Source organism: Psychrobacter sp. UBA6766, assembly GCF_002453355.1.
Lineage (GTDB): Bacteria > Pseudomonadota > Gammaproteobacteria > Pseudomonadales > Moraxellaceae > Psychrobacter.
In genome coordinates this window covers 30,570-53,049 of record NZ_DKGQ01000022.1, presented here as the reverse complement: position 1 = coordinate 53,049, position 22,480 = coordinate 30,570, and the positions used below count along the sequence as shown (strand labels likewise).

Sequence of the window (22,480 nt, the reverse complement as noted above, 5' to 3'; positions counted from 1 at the left end):
ATGAAAGTAACCGTCTATCAACAAGTTACAGAAGCATTAGTCAATGAACCAAAGACTTGGCTTATTACAGGGGTTGCAGGATTTATAGGCTCAAATTTACTAGAAACTCTGTTATTACTCAATCAAAAAGTCATTGGATTAGATAATTTTTCCACAGGTTTTCAGCATAACTTAGACGAGGTTCAATCGGTGGTAACGTCCGAGCAATGGCAGCGTTTCAACTTCATAGAAGGTGATATACGCAATTTAGCAGACTGCCAAACCGCTTGCACAGATATTGACTATATTCTCCATCAAGCAGCATTAGGCTCAGTGCCACGTTCTATCGCAGATCCTATTAATACCAATGATACCAACATTTTAGGCTTTTTAAATATGCTTGTCGCCGCTCGCGATGCGAAGGTGACAAGCTTTACCTATGCCGCTAGTAGCTCGACTTATGGTGATCATCCAGCATTACCAAAGGTTGAAGATGCTATTGGTAAGCCTTTATCCCCCTATGCTGTGACCAAGTATGTCAACGAGCTATATGCTGACGTTTTCGCTCGTACTTATGATTTTCATACTATTGGTCTGCGTTATTTTAATATCTTTGGTAAGCGTCAAACCCCGGACGGTGCTTATGCGGCGGTGATACCTAAATGGACAGCCGCTATGATTCAAGGCGATGAGGTTTATATCAATGGTGATGGTGAAACCAGTCGTGATTTTAATTTTATCGAAAACGCGGTACAGGCCAATATCTTGGCAGCTACCGCCAATGATGATGCCAAAAACCAAGTCTATAATGTGGCTGTTGGTGGTCGTACCACGCTCAATACTTTATTTATGGCACTAAAAGATAACTTAAACGTTAATGGCGTAGATTATAGCCAAGCGCCTATTTATCGTGGCTTTAGAGAAGGGGATGTACGCCACAGTCAGGCTAATATTAGTAAGATTCAAGGCGCTTTGGGCTATGACCCTCAGTTCGATGTTGTTCAAGGTATAAAAAAAGCGATGCCTTGGTATGTCACTTTTTTACAAAAGAGCTTGTATGGTTGATACCAAATAAAATAGAGACGTTGCCTTATGACACAGAACTTTATAAATGTTTCTAGGGTGCTGTGTCTACTTCGCTAGAGGCTGTAAAAAAATGCTCCCAGTCTCGCTGCATCCTTTTTATATTGAACTTATTATAGTTGGATAAGTTATGTTAACAGTAATCAAACAGCTCTTTGCCCTGCTGACCGATAAACAGTTAAAACAATTTTATATATTGCAATTGCTGGTGGTTATTATGGCGTTTACAGAGCTATTGGGTATTGCGTCTATAGCCCCTTTTATGGCGTTAGTTGGCGATATTAGCATACTAGAGACTAATGGCGTTTTTGCGCAGTTGTATCAGATGTCTGGTCTGAATAATCCAATGGACTTCTTATTTTATACTGGTGTGATCGTTCTGGTTATGCTGACATTTTCTACTGTGGTTTCCATGTTCACCACTTGGAGATTGTCAATATTTGGCGCACGTATCGGTACTGAGATTGCAGATCGACTTTATACTTACTATATGCAGCAAAGCTGGCAGTTTCATGCCAGTGGCAGTAGTGCACAGCTGACGAAGCAGGTATCTACAGAGGCGGCAAGGATAAGCTCACAAATTGTCCAGCCACTCATGACGATGAATGCAAAAATAGTATTGGCTCTGTTCATATCCATCAGTATTGTGATTTATGATCCAGTGGTCGCTATCTTGGGCTTATGCATCTTTTCATTGGCATATTTTTTATTATATAGAATGGTTCGAGAAAAGCTCGTTGACAATGGTCAGCAATTATCAGAAGTCTCTACTGAGCGTTTTAGGCTGATGAATGAAGGGTTTGGCGGTATTAAAGATGTATTGCTACTCAACCGCAGCCATGATTTTATTGAGCGTTTCCAAAATAGGGGTAACGCCTTTGCTCGTGCTCAAGGTACCAATATAGCTATTAGTCAAGTACCACGATATTTTATAGAGTTGATAGCCTTTGGGGCGATGATTTCCTTAGTCTTAGTATTGGTTAAATTGCATTCTGGCAACTTAGGAGAGGTCTTACCTATTTTAGCAATTTATGCTCTAGCAGCATTTAAGTTGTTGCCAGCGCTACAGCAAATATACTCTAGCCTATCTCAAATTAAAGGTAATATTGCTGCTTTTGAAGCCATCAGAGAAGATTTAGAACAGTCATTTGAAAGTCAGAAAACTAGCAATGATACCGCTATATCCACCTCAGTTGATCTAAAAAAAGGCATCAAGCTCAGCGACATAACGTTCAGCTATCCTGGTAAAGATAGACCGGCTGTGAATGGCGTTACTATTGCTATTCCTGTAAACAGTGTGATTGGACTGGTTGGTTCATCAGGCTCTGGCAAGTCAACTTTGATAGATCTACTGCTTGGCTTATTAACGCCGCAACAGGGCAGTATATATGTCGATGATATCCGTATCACTACAGATAATAAACGAGCTTGGCAAGATCTATTGGGATTTGTACCACAAAGTATTTTTCTGAGTGAAGGGAGCGTCGCTGAAAATATAGCCTTTGGTATTCCGGCGAAAGACATCAGCCTTGAGCAAGTTAATAAAGCGTTAAATCTAGCCAATTTGACAGAATTGGTCGAGCAACTGCCAGAAGGTATCAATACGAAAGTAGGTGAGCGCGGCGTACAGCTCTCAGGTGGACAGCGGCAACGTATTGGCATTGCCCGCGCACTCTATCATGAAGCAGAGGTTTTAGTATTCGACGAAGCAACCAGTGCATTAGATGGTATTACTGAAAAGACAGTCATGGACGCTATCCACGAGTTCAGTGGTCAAAAGACTATTATTATGATTGCACACCGTCTAAAGACAGTAGAGAAGTGTGATCTTATCTACTTTATGGAACAGGGTAAAATAATTGATTGTGGGACTTATCAGGAACTTGTAGCACGTAATGTCAAGTTCAAAGAAATGGCACAATACGCTTAGCGTTGGCAGCGAGAGGTTTGGCATGTATTTAAGTTTGATTGTCCCGTTTTTCAATTCGGCACATAAATGCAAGAGACTTCTTAAACGTATATCAGAAATAACGTCGAGCGATCTTGAGGTTGTTTTAATTGATGATGGCTCAACTGATAGCACTTATCGTTTACTTACCGATTTTAGAGATAACCTACCACAGGCTAATATAACCGTAGTAAAACAAAAAAATAAGGGCCCTGGTGGTGCTAGGAACACGGGGTTAAAACGGGCAAACGGTGAATATGTTTGGTTCATCGACTCTGATGATGACATCACGCTAGAGGCATTAGCATGTATAAAAAGCAACTGCGCCAATCAGTATGATTTTATCGATTTTAATGTTGTAAGCTCAGACGGTATTCCTGTCAATAGAATGGGTGTGTTGGCAGGCAGCTATCGAGATAGACAAGAAATTTCTTCTCTGCTTTTTAGCAAGTTTTTGTCTCAAACATGCAAAGCTTTTAGGCGGAAGTTTTTGATTGAAAATCAGGTTCTTTATCCTGAATACTGCTATTACGAAGACATTCCACTGGCGTTTACTTTTCCGCTTCTCGTCACGAGTTTTTTAAAAACAGACATCGTTGGCTATCTATACCATCAAGAGTACGATTCTATCACGAGAGGTGAGATAACGCTAAAATCACTTGACCGTCTTTATACATCAACTCGTGGACTGAGAGAGGGTTTGACACTTGCCAAAACGGATATAGAAATCGATATCATAAAGCAGCGTTTTATTCAGCTGTACTTGATAGACAGTGCTGAGATGTTCTTTAGTGTCATGCCCAATAAAGGGTGGATAAGTATTTGGCGAATTATGAGCGAATATCGAAGATTGGCTAAGCAATTTAATATAAGTTTAACCCCTTTTCCTCTCATTAATGAAAAGGACTATCAGTATAAAATTTATTTCCAAGCACAATGGCTTATGTCTTTTATGATAACGGGAAATCAGGCGGCTTATTTTGCAAGAATAAGGAAAAAAGCGTGGGGTTTTTGACCTCCTCCCCTCCCTAAAATGAGGGGATTCCTACTACTAGACGCTCAAGCCCGAGCGCGAGAATGTTTTTTGCCGCATTAATATCGCGGTCATGAGTGACACCATACTCGCAAAGCCATTCTCTTATTCCAAGACCCGTCCTACCTTTCGGACTGTTTTGGCGTGAGCCACAACACGAACAAGTTTGGGTGGTGTAACTTTCATTTACCTCACCATAGTAGCAACCTGCGTTCTCGCACTTATAGGTCAGTTGCCGCTTAATCTCAAACCAACCTGCATCATAGACGGACTTGCGAGCTTGCCCCTAGTGAATGATGTTGATTGAAGTTTGCCAATGATGATTATTTTATTAGTCTTGGCAAGGTTGGTGGTGAATTTATGAATCAAGTCTTGGCGTGTATGTTTAATCTTGGCGTGAATTGCCTTAACTCTTTGTTTGTTTTTAGCCCGCTGAGCAATGCCTAGTTTTTTAGCGTATTGCTGGGTGACTTTGGTTTTTAGTACCTCACCATTACTTGTCGTTGCTGAGTCCCTGCAGCCTAAATCAATACCTACTTGTTCAGTGCCACCAGTTATTTTTGGAAACTCTTTAATGGTGAGACAGGCATACCAGTGGCCGCGACTGTCTTGTACAAGCTCACAGGTGTTGATGGTGTAGAGTGCTAGATTATAGCTATCCCACACGTCGATGGTCAGCTTCTTGCCTTTAGCCAGGCTAAATTGAATGGTGGATTTAAGAGCTTTTTTACCTGCTTTTTTGACACCTAAGTATTTGATTGCTGCTTTTTTAAAGGGAATCCAACCAAGTGATTTCCTTTTGGCGTTTGGGTTGTTGGTTCGCCAGTTTAGTTTGGCTTTTTTGAATTGCTTGCGAGATTTAACATGGGTTTCGGTGATGGCTTGTAAGGTTTGACTGTGCAAATTCAAAAACTCGCCACTACCTTTTACATAAGCCGCAATATCATAAGCTGAAAAGAAATGATTGGTGCGTTGAAGATGCTTAAAACTCAAGTCATTCACGAAATTCCACACAAAGTTAACTGCACCAGCCAATTTATTTAGCTGGTTTGCATGTTTGTCTTTGATGCGCAACTTGAGCGTTTTCATAGAGTGATTATGGCCTCAATGAGTTTGGTTGACAAGTCTGTTTTAAGGCTGAGCGACAATAGCTGACGCCTGATATCCACGCCCTAGAAGGGAGATGGTTTTACGGCGCTTTTTGATAAAGCTATATACCTACTAAATCTCTATATTTTCGGCCCCTAATCTATTGGTCAGTCACCGCTGATAAAACCAAATGATAAGCCCAAACACAACTAATTAAATTACCTGATACATTCTTAACCAATATATTCGAAATTAAGAATATATTTCTTTACAAGAAAAGTACTTTGCAGCATAGTTGTCGTGATAAATATTTTATTTACGGTCAGTAAGGCGTTTTATTTCAGCGTTGTTAAGGTTAGATAGAATAAGGGATATTCTCGATTAGGTTAAAGGAGAACCAAGTAATGGAAGAGATTGGTATAGCAATGCATAAGCTTTGTGAAAAGCTGTTTCCGATATGTCGTAGCATCACTGGCGCAGGTTTTCGAGAATCTTTAGAGATTCTAAAAAATGATATGCAATTGCATGATTTGAATGTGTTTGAGGTAGCAACTGGTACCAAGTGCTTTGATTGGGAAGTCCCAAAAGAGTGGAGTATTAGAGACGCCTATATTATTACTCCGGATGGCAAAAAGATATGTGACTTTAAAGTGTCTAACCTTCATGCCGTTGGTTACTCTCTACCCGTAAATCAAGACATATCGCTTGAAGAGTTGCAGGAGCATCTTTACTCATTGCCTGAACAACCAAATGCGATACCTTATATAACCTCATACTACCAAGAAAGATGGGGTTTTTGTATCACTCAACAAGAAAGGGACATGCTCACATCGGGTACTTATAAAGTATACATAGACAGTGATTTACAAGAAGGAAGCCTAACCTATGGCGAATTGATCATTTCAGGTCACACAGAAGAGGAAGTCTTTCTGTCCAGTTATTTATGTCACCCATCAATGGCAAACAATGAGCTATCAGGACCAGTGGTAACAGCGTTTTTGGCAAAATGGCTTTTAAGTTTGCCGTCCCGAAAATATACTTATCGTATCATTATTATCCCTGAAACTATTGGCTCAATAACCTATCTAAGCCGTCATCATGAAGCGATGAAACAAAACATCATTGCTGGCTTTAATATTACCTGTGTCGGTGACGATAGGGCTTACTCATATTTGCCTTCCAAAACCGGTGACACGTTAGCAGACCAAGTGGCAAAACATGTTTTAACCCACATGCATCCAGAGTTTGTCAGTTATTCTTTTTTGGACAGAGGAAGTGATGAAAGACAGTACTGTAGCAAGGGGATAGATCTGCCTGTATGTTCAATTATGAGGACAAAGTATGGATGCTATCCAGAGTATCACACCTCTTTAGATGACTTGAAGCTGGTCACGGCTACCGGGCTGCTTGGTAGCTATGAGGTGCTAAAAAAATCGATTGAATGTCTTGAAGCTAATGAGGTACTTGATACAAACTTTTTATGCGAACCCCAACTTGGCAAGAGAGGTCTACATCCCACCATAGGCACCAAAGACAGTAGCTTAATAGTCAAAAATATGATGAATTTTTTGGCTTATTGTGATGGAGTCAGTACCAATCTAGAAATAGCAGAAAAAATAAACGCGCCATTATGGGCATTGCAAGATACTATAAATAAGTTGAAAGCTGAAAATTTATTGGTAAGTGTTGGCTTGGTTTCAGATCATGATGACAGTTATGAATATTCAAAACTGCTAATTTGACCTTTATAGTAGATTGCTAATCTGCTTACTTTTACCACATCGAACACTGTAGCTCATGTTTTTATAGTCAGTTCAAAATAAAAGCAATACGTTATACCTATGTACGACTGGTATAAATTTTCCTTGCTTACTGTTGTCACAGAGGCTACGAGAAATTCATCTCAGTCGCACTGTACCGATTTTAGAGTAATTCTACTATATTAATTATTTTCTAAATTATTTTTTCTGTAGATAATAGTGATTTCTTCTAACTGGTAAAGAGCGTTGGCTTACATATATGAATAATCATATGTTTAGGCCAACGCTCTTTTTTTTGATGATTAATTTTTGTCATTTATATTATGTATAATTTATTTTTTCTGGCTATATATTTAAATATTTATATTAATAAATATATATATGCTTTATTTTGCATATTAATGGTGTTATAGTTTTGTTAAGTTTATTACAGAATAATTGATCGAATAATATTTGGTAGCGTTGCAACTGGTAGAGGGATTTTACATGTTGACTAATAGCACTATTCTTATCACTGGCGGCACAGGTTCATTTGGTAATACCTTTTTACCCATGACCTTAGCGAAATATAATCCTAAAAAAATCATCATCTTTTCACGTGATGAGATGAAGCAATGGGAGATGGCAAAAAAATTCGTCGGTGACGATAGAGTGCGCTTCTTCATCGGCAATGTCCGTGATAAAGAGCGCTTATACCGTGCATTAGACGGCGTTGATTATGTGGTTCATGCTGCTGCTACTAAAATTGTACCCACTGCTGAATACAATCCCTTTGAATGTGTAAAAACCAATATCAATGGTGCCATGAACTTAATTGATGCCTGTATTGATAAAGGGGTCAAAGGTGTGGTTGCGCTCTCTACTGATAAAGCCAGTAGCCCGATCAACCTTTATGGTGCTACTAAGCTTGCTTCCGATAAACTGTTCGTAGCGGGTAACGCTTATTCTGGCGAGCATGGCACTAAGTTTTCAGTAGTACGATATGGCAATGTGATGGGTTCGCGTGGCTCAGTCATTCCTTTTTTCATGTCTATTAGAGATAAAGGTGTGCTACCGATTACCGATGACCGTATGACCCGCTTTATGATTTCACTAGAAGATGGCGTCAGGTTAGTTTGGCATGCGTTCGAAGATATGATTGGTGGCGAGATTTACGTCAAAAAAATCCCTTCTATTAAAATGACAGATCTCGCCAGAGTACTCGCCCCAGAAGCCAAGCAGGAAATTATAGGTATTCGTCCCGGTGAGAAACTGCATGAACAAATGATCAGTAGCGAAGACGCTTATTATACCTATGAATATCCCGAACATTTCAAAATTTTGCCGCTGATACATAACTGGGCAGTATGTCCAAAGCGAATCAAAGATGGCAAAAAAGTACCTAAAGGTTTCGTGTATGCCAGTGATAGTAACCTCGAGTGGATGTCTGATGGCGATTTGCAAGATTGGCTACAGATAAACTGCGAAAAAATAGGGAGCGTCTAAATGATTCCCTATGGCCGCCAAGACATCAATCAGCAAGATATTAATGCGGTTGTTGAGGTGCTTAAATCAGATTTTTTGACCCAAGGCCCTCAAGTTCCCACATTTGAACAGGTCATCATAGATGCGTGTGGTGCCAAATATGCGGTTGCGGTTAATAGTGCCACGTCGGCATTACATATCGCCTGTTTGGCCTTAGGGTTAGGCAATGAAGATTGGCTTTGGACAACACCAAATACTTTTGTCGCTTCAGCAAACTGTGCGCTGTATTGCGGGGCCAAAGTTGATTTTGTCGATATCGATCCCCGTACTTATAATCTTTGCGCGAAACAATTAGAGAAAAAGCTTATTGCAGCGCAAAAGGTAGGAAAGCTACCGAAAATAGTAATCCCTGTGCATTTCAGTGGTCAGTCATGTGATATGCAAGCAATCCATGAACTGGCTAAAAAGTATGGCTTTCACATTATTGAAGATGCCTCACATGCGATTGGCGGTAAATATAAGGGTGAGCCTATTGGTAATTGTCGCTACAGTGACATCACGATATTTAGTTTTCATCCGGTCAAGATAGTCACCAGTGCTGAAGGTGGCGCTGCCGTGACCAATAGGGCAGATCTCGCTGAAAAAATGTTGCTACTGCGCAGTCATGGTATTACTCGTGATGAAGAGTTAATGACTAAAGCTGCAGATGGCCCTTGGTATTATCAGCAAATTGCATTGGGCTTTAACTATCGAATGACAGAGTTGCAAGCTGCTCTTGGGCTATCACAAATGCAGCGCTTAGAAGCGTTTGTTATCAAGCGTCATAAGCTAGCGTCTCGCTATGACGAGTTACTTCAAAATCTACCAATCACCTTACCCTGGCAACACCCCGACAGTGAATCAGCCAGACATCTATACGTCATTCGCCTGCAATTAGAAAAAATTAACATAACCCACCTTGATGTGTTTAACGCGCTGCGGGCGGCAGGGGTTCTCGTTAATCTGCATTATATTCCTGTGCATATGCAGCCCTATTATCAAAAATTGGGATTTGCGTCTGGTCAATTCCCTGAAGCGGAGCAGTATTATAAAGAAGCCATCAGTATCCCACTGTTTTCAGCGATGACTGAAGGGCAACAAGACACTGTATGCTCGACGCTGAAAACCATATTGAGTAAAGAAACATGAATACCCTAGCGCACAGTCACAAGCTTGCGCTAGGAACGGCGCAATTCGGGCTGAAATATGGTTTAGCCAATATGTCAGATAAAGTACCAAGCGACATGGTCGCGCAATTACTAAAAATAGCCAGCGCATGTGACATAACAATGCTCGATACCGCTATTGCTTATGGTGATAGTGAACAAGTCTTAGGTCGGTATAACCTTACGAAGTTTGAGATAGTCAGTAAGTTACCAGCAGTGCCATCTGATTGTTCAAACGTAGAAGAATGGGTGCTAGAACAAACAATAGCTTCATTAAAGCGTTTAAAAACGAACAAATTGCACGACTTGTTATTACATAAGCCAGCCCAGTTGCTAGGGACAAACGGAGAGAAAATATATAAGTCGATATTAAAACTCAAAGAGCAGGGCATGGTGGACCAGATTGGGGTTTCTGTTTATGGTCCTGATGAACTATCCGAGCTGATTAAAAGGTTTGATTTTGATGTGATTCAAGCACCTATGAATATATTTGATCGGCGTATGGAGAATACAGGAATGCTTAAACAGCTAAAAAAAGCAGGTGCAGCCATTCATATTAGATCAGTTTTTTTACAAGGTCTTTTATTGATGCCAAGTGAAAAGATTCCAGTATATTTCGCGCCATGGGCATCATTAATTAAACAGTACCATCAGTGGTTAAATCAACAAGGCATCTCTCCTTTGCAGGCCTGCTTAAGCTATCTTAACCAACATAGTGATATCGATAAAATTGTAGTCGGAGTAGATGATATTTGGCAGCTGAAACAAATCATTGCTGCAATTAATACTCCTAGCATTGGCATTCCTGACTTCTTGCAATCAGTAGACGAAGGTTTGATTAATCCGTCGAGGTGGCAGCTATGACATTAAAATTGGGCGTCATCGGTTCATCTGAAGGCAATGGGCATCCTTATTCATGGAGCGCTATCTTTAATGGTTATGATGCGCTGGAAATGGAAAAATGTGGCTATCCTGTTATACCACGTTATTTAGAGCAGCAACACTGGCCTGCGAGTCAAATAAAAGAGGCGAGAGTGACTGCTATTTGGACACAAGATATCGCACTTTCTCGGCACATTGCCAAAGCGGCAAAAATCGAGCACGTCGTAGCTTGTTACACAGATATGATTGGACAAGTAGATGCCGTTCTGTTGGCACGTGATGATGCCTATAACCATTTGCAGTATGCCGAACCATTCTTACGTCAAGGCATCCCTACTTATATAGACAAACCCATTGCTCTATCAATTAATGATTTAGATAGGTTATATGCATTAGAACAATATTCAGGTCAGATCTTTACTTGTTCAGCGCTCAGATATAGCCAGCAGTTAGCGCTGACTAAGGCAGATAGGCAGAGTTTGGGAACTATTAAGCAAATCGCTGCATTTACCCCAAAATCATGGTCTAAATATGCCGTACATATTATTGAACCCGTGCTAAACATGCTCTCAGAAGGGGATAAACCAGTAGAAATGACCGTTCTTTCTGCTGATAAAGACAGCGGCTCGGGTAGCCTAATGGTTCGCTGGGGAAGTGGTATACAGACCAATTTTTTTGCACTGGGTGATGTGCAAACCTCAATCTCAATCAGAGTGTTTGGCACGAGTGGTTGGAAAGACTTTACATTTACAGATTCATTCTCAGCGTTTAAAGCAGCTTTACAAGCTTTTATACAAGGTATCTCAGACAAGAAGGTAATGTCAGATAAAGCATTTAATACAACAGTGGTTCAACTGCTTGAAAGAGGTTGCCAATGATAGAGACGATCTTGATTACGGGTGGTACAGGTAAGTTTGGCAGGCAGTTTGTCAAACATTTCGCAGCTAAGGGCTGGCAGGTGTTATTTACGACGACCTCTCAAGATAATGCCGATAGTTTAATAAAAGAGATAGTTGGCGACTGTTATTTGATGCCGCTGATAGTTGATTTTACTAAGCCGCAAGCAGTACAGGACATCGTTAAGCACATTCAAGATACTGGCTATATCATTAATCACTTGGTGAACAATGCGCGTAGTTTGGATTTTCTGCAGACAGACTCATTAGGTCAGACTAGCCGTGAAGATTTTTTAGCTGAGTATTTGATGGATGTTATCGTGCCTTATGAGCTATCAATAGGGTTGTTCAATATTCAGCCAACCGAGCTAAGCACCGTTACCAATATAGGCTCGCAGTATGGGGTCGTCGCTGCCAACCCTGCTTTATATGAGGATTATCCAAAACAGTCGCCGATTCAATACAGTGTTGCCAAAGCAGCATTGATACATCTAACAAAGGAGTTGGCTGTACGTTTTTCTGATTTCGATATAAGGGTTAATTGTATTGCCTATGGCGGTGTCAGCGGTCGCGTTGATGATAGTTTTGAAGCCAGATATGCAAAGCTTACGCCAAGCGGTCGTATGCTATCCGAGTCAGATCTCATAGGGCCTCTAGATTTTTTAGTTTCAGAAAACTGTAAAGCAATCAATGGTCAAACCATTCAGGCTGATGGGGGGTGGACATTATGGTAAACCGTAGAATTGCCATTATTCCTGCTCGCGGAGGCTCAAAAAGAATCCCGAAAAAAAACATAACCGATTTTAATGGTTTACCGATGATCGCTTGGACCATTAAAGCGGCGGAAGAATCTAAATTGTTTGATCGCATCCTTGTTTCTACCGATGATACAGAAATAGCAGAAATATCAAAGCAATTTGGTGCGGAAGTACCCTTTCTACGCAACAGTTTTGCTGATGATTATTCCACCGTTAGCGAGGCCACAACACTTGCTTTACAGCAGGCTATGGAGTATTGGAACGAGAAATATAATGTGGTGGTTCAATTGATGGCAAATTGTCCATTACGAAATAGTGCGGATATACAATCGTTAGTTTCTATATTTGAAGCAAAAAAGCGCACAGCTCAAATTAGCTGCTTTGAGTATGGGTGGATGAATCCGTGGTGGGCGGCAACAATTAATGATACGGGTAAGCCCACTCAAGTTTTTTCCGAAACGTTGTCTCAGCGTTCTCAAGACTTGCCCAAGCTTTATTGTCCAACGGGAGCTATTTGGATATCTACAGTGAAAGCGCTGTTGGCTCACCAAACGTTCTATTCAGCAGGTTACACATTTGAGCCTATTTCGTTAAAAAGTGCCATGGACATAGACGACTATGAGGATTTAGAAATTGCCAATGCATTAGACGTAGACAGTGATTACTCGTCATGACAGCGAAAGAGTACAAGATTGTCTTTCGCTGTGATGCTTCTATTCAGATAGGATCTGGTCACGTCATGCGCTGCTTGACTTTAGCTGATGAGCTATCTAGGCAAGGCGCGGAATGTTCTTTTATATGCCGTCAGCACGATGGCAATTTGATTGAGGAGATTCAGCAGCAGGGATATAAAGTATATCCGCTTCCTTTAGAGCAAGACTTAGGTGTTGAGACAGAAAATAAGGATTTACTTGCCCACGCTGATTGGCTGGCTAGTACGCAACAAAGAGATGCAGAGCTAAGTCGCTCGATAGTGGAGCAGATAAAGCCTAATTGGTTAATCGTTGATCACTATGCGCTAGATGAGAGTTGGGAAAAAAGACTGCAGCCTTATTGCAAAAAGCTAATGGTCATCGATGATCTGGCAGATCGAAAGCATGATTGCGACGTTTTACTGGATCAAAACTTTGGTCGTGAGCCGCAAGACTATGCTGCCTATGTTAATAAAGATTGTGAATTACTATGCGGGTCTAAATATGCGTTACTTAGGCCTGAATTTGCAGAATGGCGAAGCTACAGCTTAGAGCGGCGTCAACATAATAAATTGGCAAGTATTTTGATTAATTTAGGTGGGGTTGATAAGGATAATATGACAACCAAAATCCTGAAAGAATTGCAAACGAAATCTTTACCGGATTCCTGCTCAATTACCATCGTGATGGGTTCCACCTCACCATGGATTGAAGCAGTAAAAAAACAAGCCGCAATCATGCAGTGGCGTACGGTAGTAAAGGTAGGCGTAAATAATATGGCTGAGCTAATGGCCAATAGTGATGTGGCTATCGGCGCTGCAGGGTCAACCTCATGGGAAAGGTGCTGTTTGGGACTGCCGACTATTATGCTGGTTTTGGCGGATAACCAACAGATTATTGCTAGCGCATTAGAAGATGCGGGGGCTGCACGAACATTTGATATAAATATATTAGAGTCTGAGCCATTAGCGTTTGATCAAGTCATAAAGTCAGTCGTACCTAAGATGAAAGATATGAGTAAGGCGGTAAGCAACGTTACTGATGGGCTTGGCGCATTACGCCTCGCAAGATTTTTATTTCAATAGGCCGAAAGGAAATATTATGAAGATCAGTTTCCTATGTAATGACCCTAGGCATCCCGTCAATGACTATCTATACGCCTGGATCAAAAAGAACAATAGCAAACATGAGATAGAGCTAGTGCGTCAGAAAAACGATCTGTCTGGAGGTGACATATTATTTCTCATTTCCTGTTCAGAGATTATAAGTAGCCAAGAGCGTAATGCTTATATGAACTGCCTAGTAATTCATGCCAGTGACTTACCAAAAGGTAGGGGGTGGAGCCCTCATATATGGAGTATTTTAGAAGGAAAAGAGGAGCTGACTTTAACATTGCTAGAAGCGAGTAATAAGGTCGATAGTGGCAAAATATGGAAAAAATTAAAGTTTCAAGTACCCAAACATGCACTATGGAATGAAATCAATCACCAACTATTTGAAAAAGAAATTGAGTTAGTAGATTTTGCGGTTAGTAATTTCAAGAGTGTTTCACCTAAGCCACAAGACCTAAATATAGCGCCAACTTATTATTCCAAACGTACATCTAAGGATAGCGCAGTTGATCCCTTCAAAAGTATAGAGAGTCAGTTTAATAAAATCCGAGTCTGTGATCCTGATCGATTTCCTGCATATATAGAGCTGTATGGAGAGAGGTATAAAATTACTTTGGAGAAAATAAATGACCAATAGTATCAATATAGATGGTCGTATCATAGGTCTTAATCAAGCCCCTTATATCATTGCTGAGATGTCGGCAAATCATAATGGGGACCTCGATGTGGCTTTACGTATTATTGCAGAAGCCAAACGCGTTGGTGCTGACGCCGTTAAAATGCAAACGTACAGGCCTGATACGATTACTTTAAAGTCAGACTTACCGGATTTTCAAATTTCAGAGGGTTTATGGGCTGGACGTACTTTGTATGATTTGTACGAGTGGGCTCATACCCCATGGGATTGGCATAAGCCACTGTTCGATTATGCTCGTCAACTAAGTATTACGATATTTAGCTCCCCTTTTGACAGCACCGCTGTAGATCTACTTGAGGATCTAGGAGCACCTGCATACAAAATAGCTTCTTTTGAGGCCGTTGACTTAGCATTAATTAAGTACGTTGCTAGTACTGGCAAGCCGATGATTATATCTACTGGTATGGCCAATATTGATGAAATAAAAGAAGCGATAGATGCTGCACGTGTAGGCGGCTGTAAGGAGCTAGCCATCCTTCACTGTGTCAGTGGTTATCCTGCGCCTGCTGCCGATTATAACCTGCGTACTATTGCCGATATGATAGAGCGCTTTGGGTTGGTCACAGGCTTATCTGATCACACTCTTGATAATACCACTGCAATCACAAGTGTCGCCCTTGGAGCCTCTATCATCGAAAAGCACTTTACCCTTGATCGTAATGGTGGTGGTCCTGACGACAGTTTTTCATTAGAGCCAGCAGATTTGGCTGCCTTATGCCGTGATACCAAGACAGCTTGGCAAGCGCTTGGACAGGTAGATTACAGCCGAAAAGCCAGTGAAAAATCCAATACTAAGTTTCGCCGTTCATTATATTTTGTAAAAGATATGGCAGAAGGCGATACGATAGCTGAAGACTCTGTACGCAGTGTCCGACCTGGGTTTGGCTTAGCACCAAAATATCTGCATGAGGTGATAGGTAAAAAGGTAACACGGAACGTCAATGCCAACACTGCTCTTACTAGCGATACTGTAGAAGGATTATTTGAAGAGATTGTAAGAATATAGGTAGGACGGTCGAACGATTAAATATATTGGAGTGTATAAGATGGATGTGTTTATCGTAAGAACGAGACTACAGTCTTTAATTGTTGAAAAAATAATAAATGTAGAGAAAACAAGTAGATATATCTTAGTACTGTGTTATCTGGATAATAAATATGAAGATGACTCTGAATATTATACTACTTATAAAAAAATTAGGAAAAATGCCTTTTTTACTATAAATGTATTTTGCAGTAGTAGGATTTCAGTCAACTTTTTAAAGTTTACCGTATCACAGTTAATGGCGCTTATCACCAGCGGTAAGGTTTTTTTAGCCGTCATTGATAGCTATCCTTTTGCACTTTCAAATATGTTTTTTCCTAGTTTAGAGATTAATACATTCGACGATGGCTCATACAATGTGATTAAGTCTTCAGCGTATTTTAATGAGAACGCTCTCGCTAGAAAAGGAGTAAAAGGATTTATTTCTAAAAAGGTTTTCCCTAATGGGGGAGCTAAGTATTTAAGAGATAAAACCAAGCGTCATTATACCGTTTTCCCTGATTTAGATAATATCGTAGAAAAAGACAGGGTGGTCAATCTTGATTGGGATTGGAGCGAACTGTTAGATAACAGGGATTTAGATAAATTGCCGATGAATACCAATACTATTTTATTAGGAACCGCGTTTCAAGATTTCAGCATTAGGCAGCAAGTAAAGCTTAAAAAAAACGTAATGAAAATCATTGATGATGTAGGGCTGTATATCATGCATCCACGGGAAGAGAGTTGGTTTGAAAATACAAAAGCAGTTAAATTGCATAGTCCTGCAGAAGCGGTATTAAAGTATATGCAGAGTGCTAATAATAACGAATTGACTGTATACCATATCGACACAACCGTTTCTTATTCCTTAAAAAGTAATGAGCATATCAGATTTATTGATTTGCTTTCTGAAGTTTGATTGGGTGTTAGCTAAATAGTTTTTATAAAATGGTGTAATAAGTAAGGTTATAAAAGTTATAAAAAGTATTTTTATGAGTAAGAAAAGAAATATATAACATTTTTTGTTAGACAACAGTCTACTTAAAAAAGGCTACATAATAATGAAAAAAATTGCGTTTTTTTTACCAGATCTTCGGTGTGGCGGCGCAGAAAAGGTAGCGCTTTTGCTTGCTAACGAATTTATCAAACAAGGTTTTAACGTTGATATGATCTTGAGTAAAGCTCAGGGAGAATTCTTATCAGAGCTAAACAGCCAAATTCGAATCGTAGACTTAAAAGCAGATCGCATACGTTATGTGTTTAAGCCCTTATTAAAATATTTTAAAAGTGAAAAGCCGGATGTGGTATTAGCATCCATGTGGCCTTTGACATTATTGGCAGTTGTCGCATTTAAATCAGCGAAACTATCTGGCTCGGTTGTAGTCTCAGATCATACTACCTTTTCTCAAGCTCCTTTGATGCAAAACAGGTCAATGCGCTGGTTTTTTAAATATAGCTTAAGTTTGGTTTATCCTTTTGCTGACGCGATAGTGGCAGTGTCTGATGGTGTCGCTGATGATTTGTGCCGACTAGGTGGGCTAAAACGTAAAAGTATTACCGTTATATTTAATCCTGTAGAACTCAATACAGATCTTTGCGCAGAAGACGAAGGCTTTAGGCATTGGAAAAGTTATAAAGGCAAAAAAATAATCGCTGTTGGGGCTTTAAAAAAGGAAAAAGATTATCCAGCGCTACTAGAAGCATTTTCTCTGCTTCTTAAAAAAGAAGATGCTTACCTAACGATATTGGGGCAAGGAGATTTATTAGCAAATCTAAAAGCTCTAGCCGTAAAGTTAGAGATAGCTGAACGGGTTAACTTTGCAGGCTTTAGTAGAAACCCCTCTGCATGGATGGCGTCATCTGACTTACTCGTTCTTTCATCTAACTGCGAAGGCTTTGGCAATGTGTTAATTGAAGCCATGAGTGTTGGTACACCGGTGGTTTCTACCGACTGTCAGTCAGGACCAAGAGAAATACTCGAAAACGAGCGGTATGGAAGGTTAGTGCCAGTTGGTGATATTAAGGCTTTAGCCAATACTATATATAAATCCCTTAATGATCAACATAATATAAATGCTTTAAAGAGTCGTGCTGCTGATTTTTCAGTAGATAAAATTGCGAAACAATATATTGGAGCGCTTAAATAATGTGTGGATTATTGGGAATAGTAGATTATAAAAAAAGTATCAATACAAATTTATTTAATGAGATGTTAAATAGCTTGAAACACCGTGGGCCAGATGATGAAGGGATAGAGGTTTTTTCTTTAGAGTCGTGCTCTGTATTTCTAGGTCATAGAAGACTGTCAATAATAGATATCAGTTCTAATGGTCATCAGCCTATGCTCTATGAGCACCTAGCTATTATATACAACGGAGAGGTTTATAACTTCAAGGATATACGGCAGGATTTAATATCAGAAGGTTATTCGTTTGACTCAAATAGTGATACAGAAGTAATTTTAAAGTCCTATCACTTTTGGGGAATAGATTGTGTAGAACGATTTAGAGGTATGTTTGCCTTTGCAATTTACGATTCTGAACAACAAGAAATTATCATTTTCCGAGATCGTGCAGGTGTAAAACCTCTATATTACTCTCAAACCGATAATGCATTAATATTTTCAAGTGAATTAAAACCTCTTCTGAACTATCCTTATTTCAATAAAGAGATAGATTTCGAAGCGGTATCTTCTTATTTGCAGTTTGGATATATTCACGCTCCAAAAACGATATTTAAAACTGTCCAAAAACTCCTTCCTGGACATTATCTAAAATATGATATTAGATCAAGGATTTTGGTAAAAGAGTGCTACTGGAATATTAATAATTTTTATGAGAATCAAGTGGCAAGAGAGGATATTACAGAGAAATTAGAAGCTACTATCATTGAAGCTTTCAACCTACGTATGATAGCAGATGTTCCAGTAGGGGTTTTCCTTAGCGGTGGCATAGACAGCTCTTTAGTAGCAGCAATTGTCCAGAAATATAGCAAAATGCCTATCAATACTTTTACGATTGGATTTGAGGATAAAAAATACGACGAATCTAACTATGCCAAGGAAATCGCTAAATACTTAGGTACAAATCATACCGAACTTATTTGTAACAAAGAAGACGCTTTAGCAATTATCACGAAGTTACCAAAGATATTCGATGAGCCATTTGCAGATAGCTCTGCTATACCAACTGTTTTGGTTTCTGAGCTTGCAAAAAAACAAGTGTCAGTGGTGCTCTCTGGTGATGGTGGTGACGAATTATTCTGTGGATACCCAAGCTACGTGCTTATGGAAAAAAGGTTTGAGCGGCTATCTAAAGTTCCATTTAGAAAAATATTAAAAAAAATATCTAATATATTTACAACCCCTGTTTTTATACAAAGTAGATTTAATGGCAAGTTATATAATAGATTTATAAAAGTTAAGAATATGCTAGATCATGATGATATCGTCAATACCTTCAAAGTTGCAAATTCTGTCTTTTCAAAAGATGAGATTAAGCGTTTAATAAGAGCAGACTATTTTTTCTCTAAAGATATACCTGCTACTACATCAAACTTAGAAAAAATGATGATTTCAGATTTTAAGGGTTATTTGCCTGATGACTTAATGGTTAAAATAGATCGGTCGACAATGAGTGCGTCTTTAGAGGGACGAGAACCCTTACTTGATCATAAAATAATTGAATTTGCTGCAAGCTTACCAGTTTCGTGTAAAAAGAATAAGGAGATATTAAAAAAAATTCTAGGTCGTTACGTTCCTGAGGATTTATTTCTTAGAAAAAAACAAGGTTTTGGCATTCCCATAAACACTTGGCTCCGTAAAGAACTTAAATATTTATTAGATGAGTATCTATCTGAAGATCTGATTAACGAATATAAAGTCTTTGACTATGTGTACGTCTCTAATTTGTTAGAGTTATTTTACGAAGGAAGAAACGATGATAGTAAAATATGGGTTTTGTTGATGTTTCAGATGTGGTTTTCAGAAAATATAAAGAGTCATGTAGCTGACGGAGTTTCCAGTAGATAAAGTTGTCGATCAATATTTAGAGGTGATTTTTTCTAAGAAACTAAGCTGCTTCTAAAGATATCACACTATTTTACGACATCGAGACGAGAGTATTAGGTTCTTAATATGAACTAGCTTTACATATCTATAAAATATGACGGAGTATCTATGAGCAACTCAGTATTGTTTATCTCCTATGATGGCCTATTAGATCCTTTAGGCGGTAGTCAAATATTACCGTATTTATATAGTATCCGTCAGCATCCTCGTCCTTTACACATCTTAAGCTACGAAAAACCTGAACGTTTTAAGGCAGGTGGTGAGTTATTAAAAGCAGAGTTGGCCAGTTCTGGCATAAGGTGGACACCTTTGTCTTTCACAACACGTTTTGGCAAGTTAGGCAAGCTTTGGGATTTATCTCGCATGTATGAAGTTGCTTTATATTTGCAGCTTAAACATCGTTTCGGAGTGATTCATTGCCGTAGCTATCAAGCCATGCAGGTTGGCGCATTACTGCGTAAGCTTACCGACGTAAAGGTCTTGTTTGATATGCGCGGTCTTTGGGTTGACGAGAGAGTAGATGGCAATATTTGGAAGCTAGATAATAGCATTGATGCTTCAATATTTAAGCTATATAAGCATATAGAAAGCAGCCTTCTTTTGAGTGCCAGTCATATTGTGGCTCTTACAGAACGAGTGGTACCTGAACTGTATAAGCTGTCGCCACATATGTCTGCTCCCATTACCGTGATTCCTTGCTGTGCAGACTTTGAGCATTTTATCCTACCTACTGCTAAGCAGCGTATGGCTACTCGTCAGGAGCTAGGATTACCTGAACATGCTTTTGTACTCTCGTACCTAGGCTCTTTGGGGACTTGGTATATGTTAGACGAAATGCTGCAACTGTTTGGCAAAGCGGCTACTAAGCGAGAAGAGGTGCACTTTTTATTGATTACTAAGGATTGGCGAGCGGACCATGAGGCATTAATAAGTGCACTTGGCTTGTCACATTTGCGTACGCGGATACATGTGCATGAAGCCAAACGCGACCAAGTGCCTGCTTATATAGGATGCTCTGATTTAATGCTTAGTTTCATTAAGCCCGCTTATTCAAAAATGGCAAGCTCACCTACTAAGATAGCCGAAGCGCTTGCGGTAGGCGTGCCCGTCATTAGTAATGCTGGAATTGGTGATATAGATGATATGACTACTCGGCTACAAGCAGGTGCAGTTATAGATTTAGAGAAGCCTGACAGCCTATCTGATATCGTATCCTCACTTGATAGCCTTAAGAAAATGGGTGGCCCCAAGCTCCGAGCGCGAGCTAAATCCGAATTAGATCTCCATGTCGCAGCATTAAGTTATAAGAAAATTTACGAGCAGCTGGAACAGACACTATGACTAATAATTTAGATGCTACTTTATTTATAACAGATGTTTGTGGCACATTGGTCTATGACGATACAACGTTAGGCCTGCTCAGAGTACATTTTTCTCAGCAGCCTGAACGTCAATGGCGTTTGTCAGTGCTGCGTGCTTTGACCGCACATCGTAGTCCGTTTCGATTGGGGGTAGCAGCGATTGAACGTCTCTCTGGTAAGCATATTTTAAAACATCTGCTCGTCAGAATGATGAAAAACGATACGGTCAGCTCTCTCGAATTGAATGCAGAGATTTATGCACAATGGTTATTGGAGAATAGAAAAGTTCCTGCTGTTTGGGATGTCATCAAACCGGCGATAAAAGGCAAACACACGATATTGGCTTCTGCCAGTTTACAGCCTATCGTTTCGGCATTGGCAAAGCAGCTAGGTGTCAGGTTTGTTGCTAGTGAGCTTGAGAGTAATGACGGTGTTTTAACAGGTCGTTATAAAAGTGATTTAACTGGATTAAAAATACCAGCATTAAGTGATCTTATAGGTCAGGACCTGAGTAGCAGCTTTTACAATGCTATCAGCGACAATATAACAGATCGAGAATTATTAAGTGGTGCAAGGAGAGCTTATGTGGTTTTGCATAAAGCGCCCCATAAGGAGCGCTGGGCAGGATTAACCGCTACTTATATAAGGCTAAGCTGATGAATATCATATATATATTGCCATTTAGTTACTTCTACAATACGCGTTTACGTAATGGAAGTTGGGTTTTTCATGCGCTATTTGAGTGGCTAAGTGCAGCAATACTTGTGATGGCTCTGGGTAGTGTCCCACCGTTTCAAGCCTTGATACAAGCTATCTTAGTATACTTTGCATTTATCAGTTTGTATGAGATCGGCTATCTTGTAAATGACTTATTCGCGGCGCGTAAAGAGAAAGATGGACGTCGGCGCGGTCCTCAAAATGCACCTATGATGTGGGTTCTTACGTGGATTGCTTTTCGAATACTGGCTTTTATAGCCTTAACTTTTGTATTAAATATGCAAGGGGTATTGGCATGGTGGAGTTTCTTTTTAGCCTTGTCCATTGTATTCGCTCTGCATAATATGTTTGTTGATCGGGGGTTCAAGGTAGCAACTTTTCTTTGGTTGGCCTGGTTTCGATTTATGGCACCAGTGATATTTGTGGTAGAAGATCGTTATAGGATGGGTATCGCCCTAGCAGCAGGAATCATTTATGCTGCTTTCCGTCTTTTTGGTTATCTTGATAGTAAAGGGTTGCTAAAAATGCCGGGTCGACAAAGAATTCGTTTTAGACTGGTGTTTTTTCTGATGCCTTTAACAGGGGTCTTAGCATTAGCTCCTTACGACGAAGCTCGTGGTTTTGTTCTGCTTTGTGCGGTTTATTCTTTTATCGCGTTAGCAGCTGCCGGTAGCAGTTGGTTACGTCATGGTCGTCTAGACTAAGGAG

19 protein-coding genes and 1 pseudogene are annotated in these 22,480 nt (G+C 39.8%); 19 read left to right on the top strand and 1 reads right to left on the bottom strand.

From position 1 onward, the window contains the following. From B4K26_RS05095 to B4K26_RS05085, 3 genes are all read left to right on the top strand, one after another. Positions 1-1,044, top strand: a complete 1,044-nt coding sequence (locus B4K26_RS05095; RefSeq protein WP_296243938.1) for an NAD-dependent epimerase/dehydratase family protein — start codon at positions 1-3, stop codon at positions 1,042-1,044. A 148-nt stretch (positions 1,045-1,192) separates the two neighbouring features. After that, positions 1,193-2,992 (top strand): ABC transporter ATP-binding protein, encoded by a 1,800-nt coding sequence (locus B4K26_RS05090; RefSeq protein WP_296243937.1) that lies wholly within the window; start codon positions 1,193-1,195, stop codon positions 2,990-2,992. Further along, the gene (locus B4K26_RS05085; protein ID WP_296243936.1) at positions 2,958-4,025 is read left to right on the top strand and encodes a glycosyltransferase family 2 protein; all 1,068 of its coding nucleotides are present in this window, start codon (positions 2,958-2,960) and stop codon (positions 4,023-4,025) included. The genes B4K26_RS05090 and B4K26_RS05085 overlap by 35 nt, the downstream gene beginning before the upstream one ends. Before the next feature lie 13 nt (positions 4,026-4,038). On the opposite strand, the pseudogene B4K26_RS05080 reads toward B4K26_RS05085, so the two are convergent. Continuing rightward, positions 4,039-5,132: pseudogene (locus tag B4K26_RS05080) on the bottom strand (RNA-guided endonuclease InsQ/TnpB family protein). A 404-nt stretch (positions 5,133-5,536) separates the two neighbouring features. Here B4K26_RS05080 and B4K26_RS05075 point away from each other — a divergent pair. From B4K26_RS05075 to B4K26_RS05000, 16 genes are all read left to right on the top strand, one after another. Then, entirely contained in the window at positions 5,537-6,874 is a 1,338-nt protein-coding gene (locus B4K26_RS05075; protein ID WP_296243935.1) for a DUF4910 domain-containing protein, read from the top strand. Between the two features lie 504 nt (positions 6,875-7,378). Further along, entirely contained in the window at positions 7,379-8,377 is a 999-nt protein-coding gene (gene pseB / locus B4K26_RS05070; RefSeq protein WP_296243934.1) for a UDP-N-acetylglucosamine 4,6-dehydratase (inverting), read from the top strand. Then, positions 8,378-9,544: a UDP-4-amino-4,6-dideoxy-N-acetyl-beta-L-altrosamine transaminase gene (pseC, locus tag B4K26_RS05065; protein ID WP_296243933.1), complete on the top strand. Its 1,167-nt coding sequence runs from the start codon at positions 8,378-8,380 to the stop codon at positions 9,542-9,544. It abuts the gene before it with no gap. Further along, entirely contained in the window at positions 9,541-10,425 is an 885-nt protein-coding gene (locus B4K26_RS05060) for an aldo/keto reductase (RefSeq protein WP_296243932.1), read from the top strand. Before pseC ends, B4K26_RS05060 begins: the two co-directional genes overlap by 4 nt. Continuing rightward, the gene (locus B4K26_RS05055) at positions 10,422-11,321 is read left to right on the top strand and encodes a Gfo/Idh/MocA family oxidoreductase (RefSeq protein ID WP_296243931.1); all 900 of its coding nucleotides are present in this window, start codon (positions 10,422-10,424) and stop codon (positions 11,319-11,321) included. The genes B4K26_RS05060 and B4K26_RS05055 overlap by 4 nt, the downstream gene beginning before the upstream one ends. After that, a complete protein-coding gene (locus tag B4K26_RS05050) occupies positions 11,318-12,073 on the top strand; it encodes an SDR family oxidoreductase (protein ID WP_296243930.1) in 756 nt (251 codons plus the stop codon). Before B4K26_RS05055 ends, B4K26_RS05050 begins: the two co-directional genes overlap by 4 nt. Next, positions 12,067-12,771, top strand: a complete 705-nt coding sequence (locus B4K26_RS05045; protein ID WP_296243929.1) for a cytidylyltransferase domain-containing protein — start codon at positions 12,067-12,069, stop codon at positions 12,769-12,771. Before B4K26_RS05050 ends, B4K26_RS05045 begins: the two co-directional genes overlap by 7 nt. After that, the gene (pseG, locus tag B4K26_RS05040; RefSeq protein WP_296243928.1) at positions 12,768-13,874 is read left to right on the top strand and encodes a UDP-2,4-diacetamido-2,4,6-trideoxy-beta-L-altropyranose hydrolase; all 1,107 of its coding nucleotides are present in this window, start codon (positions 12,768-12,770) and stop codon (positions 13,872-13,874) included. The genes B4K26_RS05045 and pseG overlap by 4 nt, the downstream gene beginning before the upstream one ends. A gap of 16 nt (positions 13,875-13,890) precedes the next feature. Beyond that, positions 13,891-14,538, top strand: a complete 648-nt coding sequence (locus tag B4K26_RS05035) for a formyltransferase family protein (RefSeq protein WP_296243927.1) — start codon at positions 13,891-13,893, stop codon at positions 14,536-14,538. After that, on the top strand, positions 14,528-15,604 hold the full coding sequence (gene pseI / locus B4K26_RS05030; protein ID WP_296243926.1) for a pseudaminic acid synthase: 1,077 nt from the start codon (positions 14,528-14,530) through the stop codon (positions 15,602-15,604). The genes B4K26_RS05035 and pseI overlap by 11 nt, the downstream gene beginning before the upstream one ends. Positions 15,605-15,644: 40 nt before the next feature. Further along, positions 15,645-16,544, top strand: a complete 900-nt coding sequence (locus B4K26_RS05025; RefSeq protein WP_296243925.1) for a glycosyltransferase family 52 — start codon at positions 15,645-15,647, stop codon at positions 16,542-16,544. Positions 16,545-16,686: 142 nt separating this feature from the next. Further along, positions 16,687-17,772, top strand: a complete 1,086-nt coding sequence (locus B4K26_RS05020; RefSeq protein ID WP_296243924.1) for a glycosyltransferase — start codon at positions 16,687-16,689, stop codon at positions 17,770-17,772. Continuing rightward, positions 17,772-19,655, top strand: coding sequence for an asparagine synthase (glutamine-hydrolyzing) (asnB, locus tag B4K26_RS05015; RefSeq protein ID WP_296243923.1), 1,884 nt, complete (start codon positions 17,772-17,774; stop codon positions 19,653-19,655). The genes B4K26_RS05020 and asnB overlap by 1 nt, the downstream gene beginning before the upstream one ends. 147 nt (positions 19,656-19,802) lie before the next feature. Continuing rightward, positions 19,803-21,035, top strand: coding sequence for a glycosyltransferase (locus B4K26_RS05010; RefSeq protein ID WP_296243922.1), 1,233 nt, complete (start codon positions 19,803-19,805; stop codon positions 21,033-21,035). Next, a complete protein-coding gene (locus B4K26_RS05005; RefSeq protein ID WP_296243921.1) occupies positions 21,032-21,712 on the top strand; it encodes a haloacid dehalogenase-like hydrolase in 681 nt (226 codons plus the stop codon). The genes B4K26_RS05010 and B4K26_RS05005 overlap by 4 nt, the downstream gene beginning before the upstream one ends. Then, positions 21,712-22,476 (top strand): hypothetical protein, encoded by a 765-nt coding sequence (locus B4K26_RS05000; RefSeq protein WP_296243920.1) that lies wholly within the window; start codon positions 21,712-21,714, stop codon positions 22,474-22,476. The genes B4K26_RS05005 and B4K26_RS05000 overlap by 1 nt, the downstream gene beginning before the upstream one ends. The last annotated feature ends 4 nt before the right edge of the window (positions 22,477-22,480 follow it).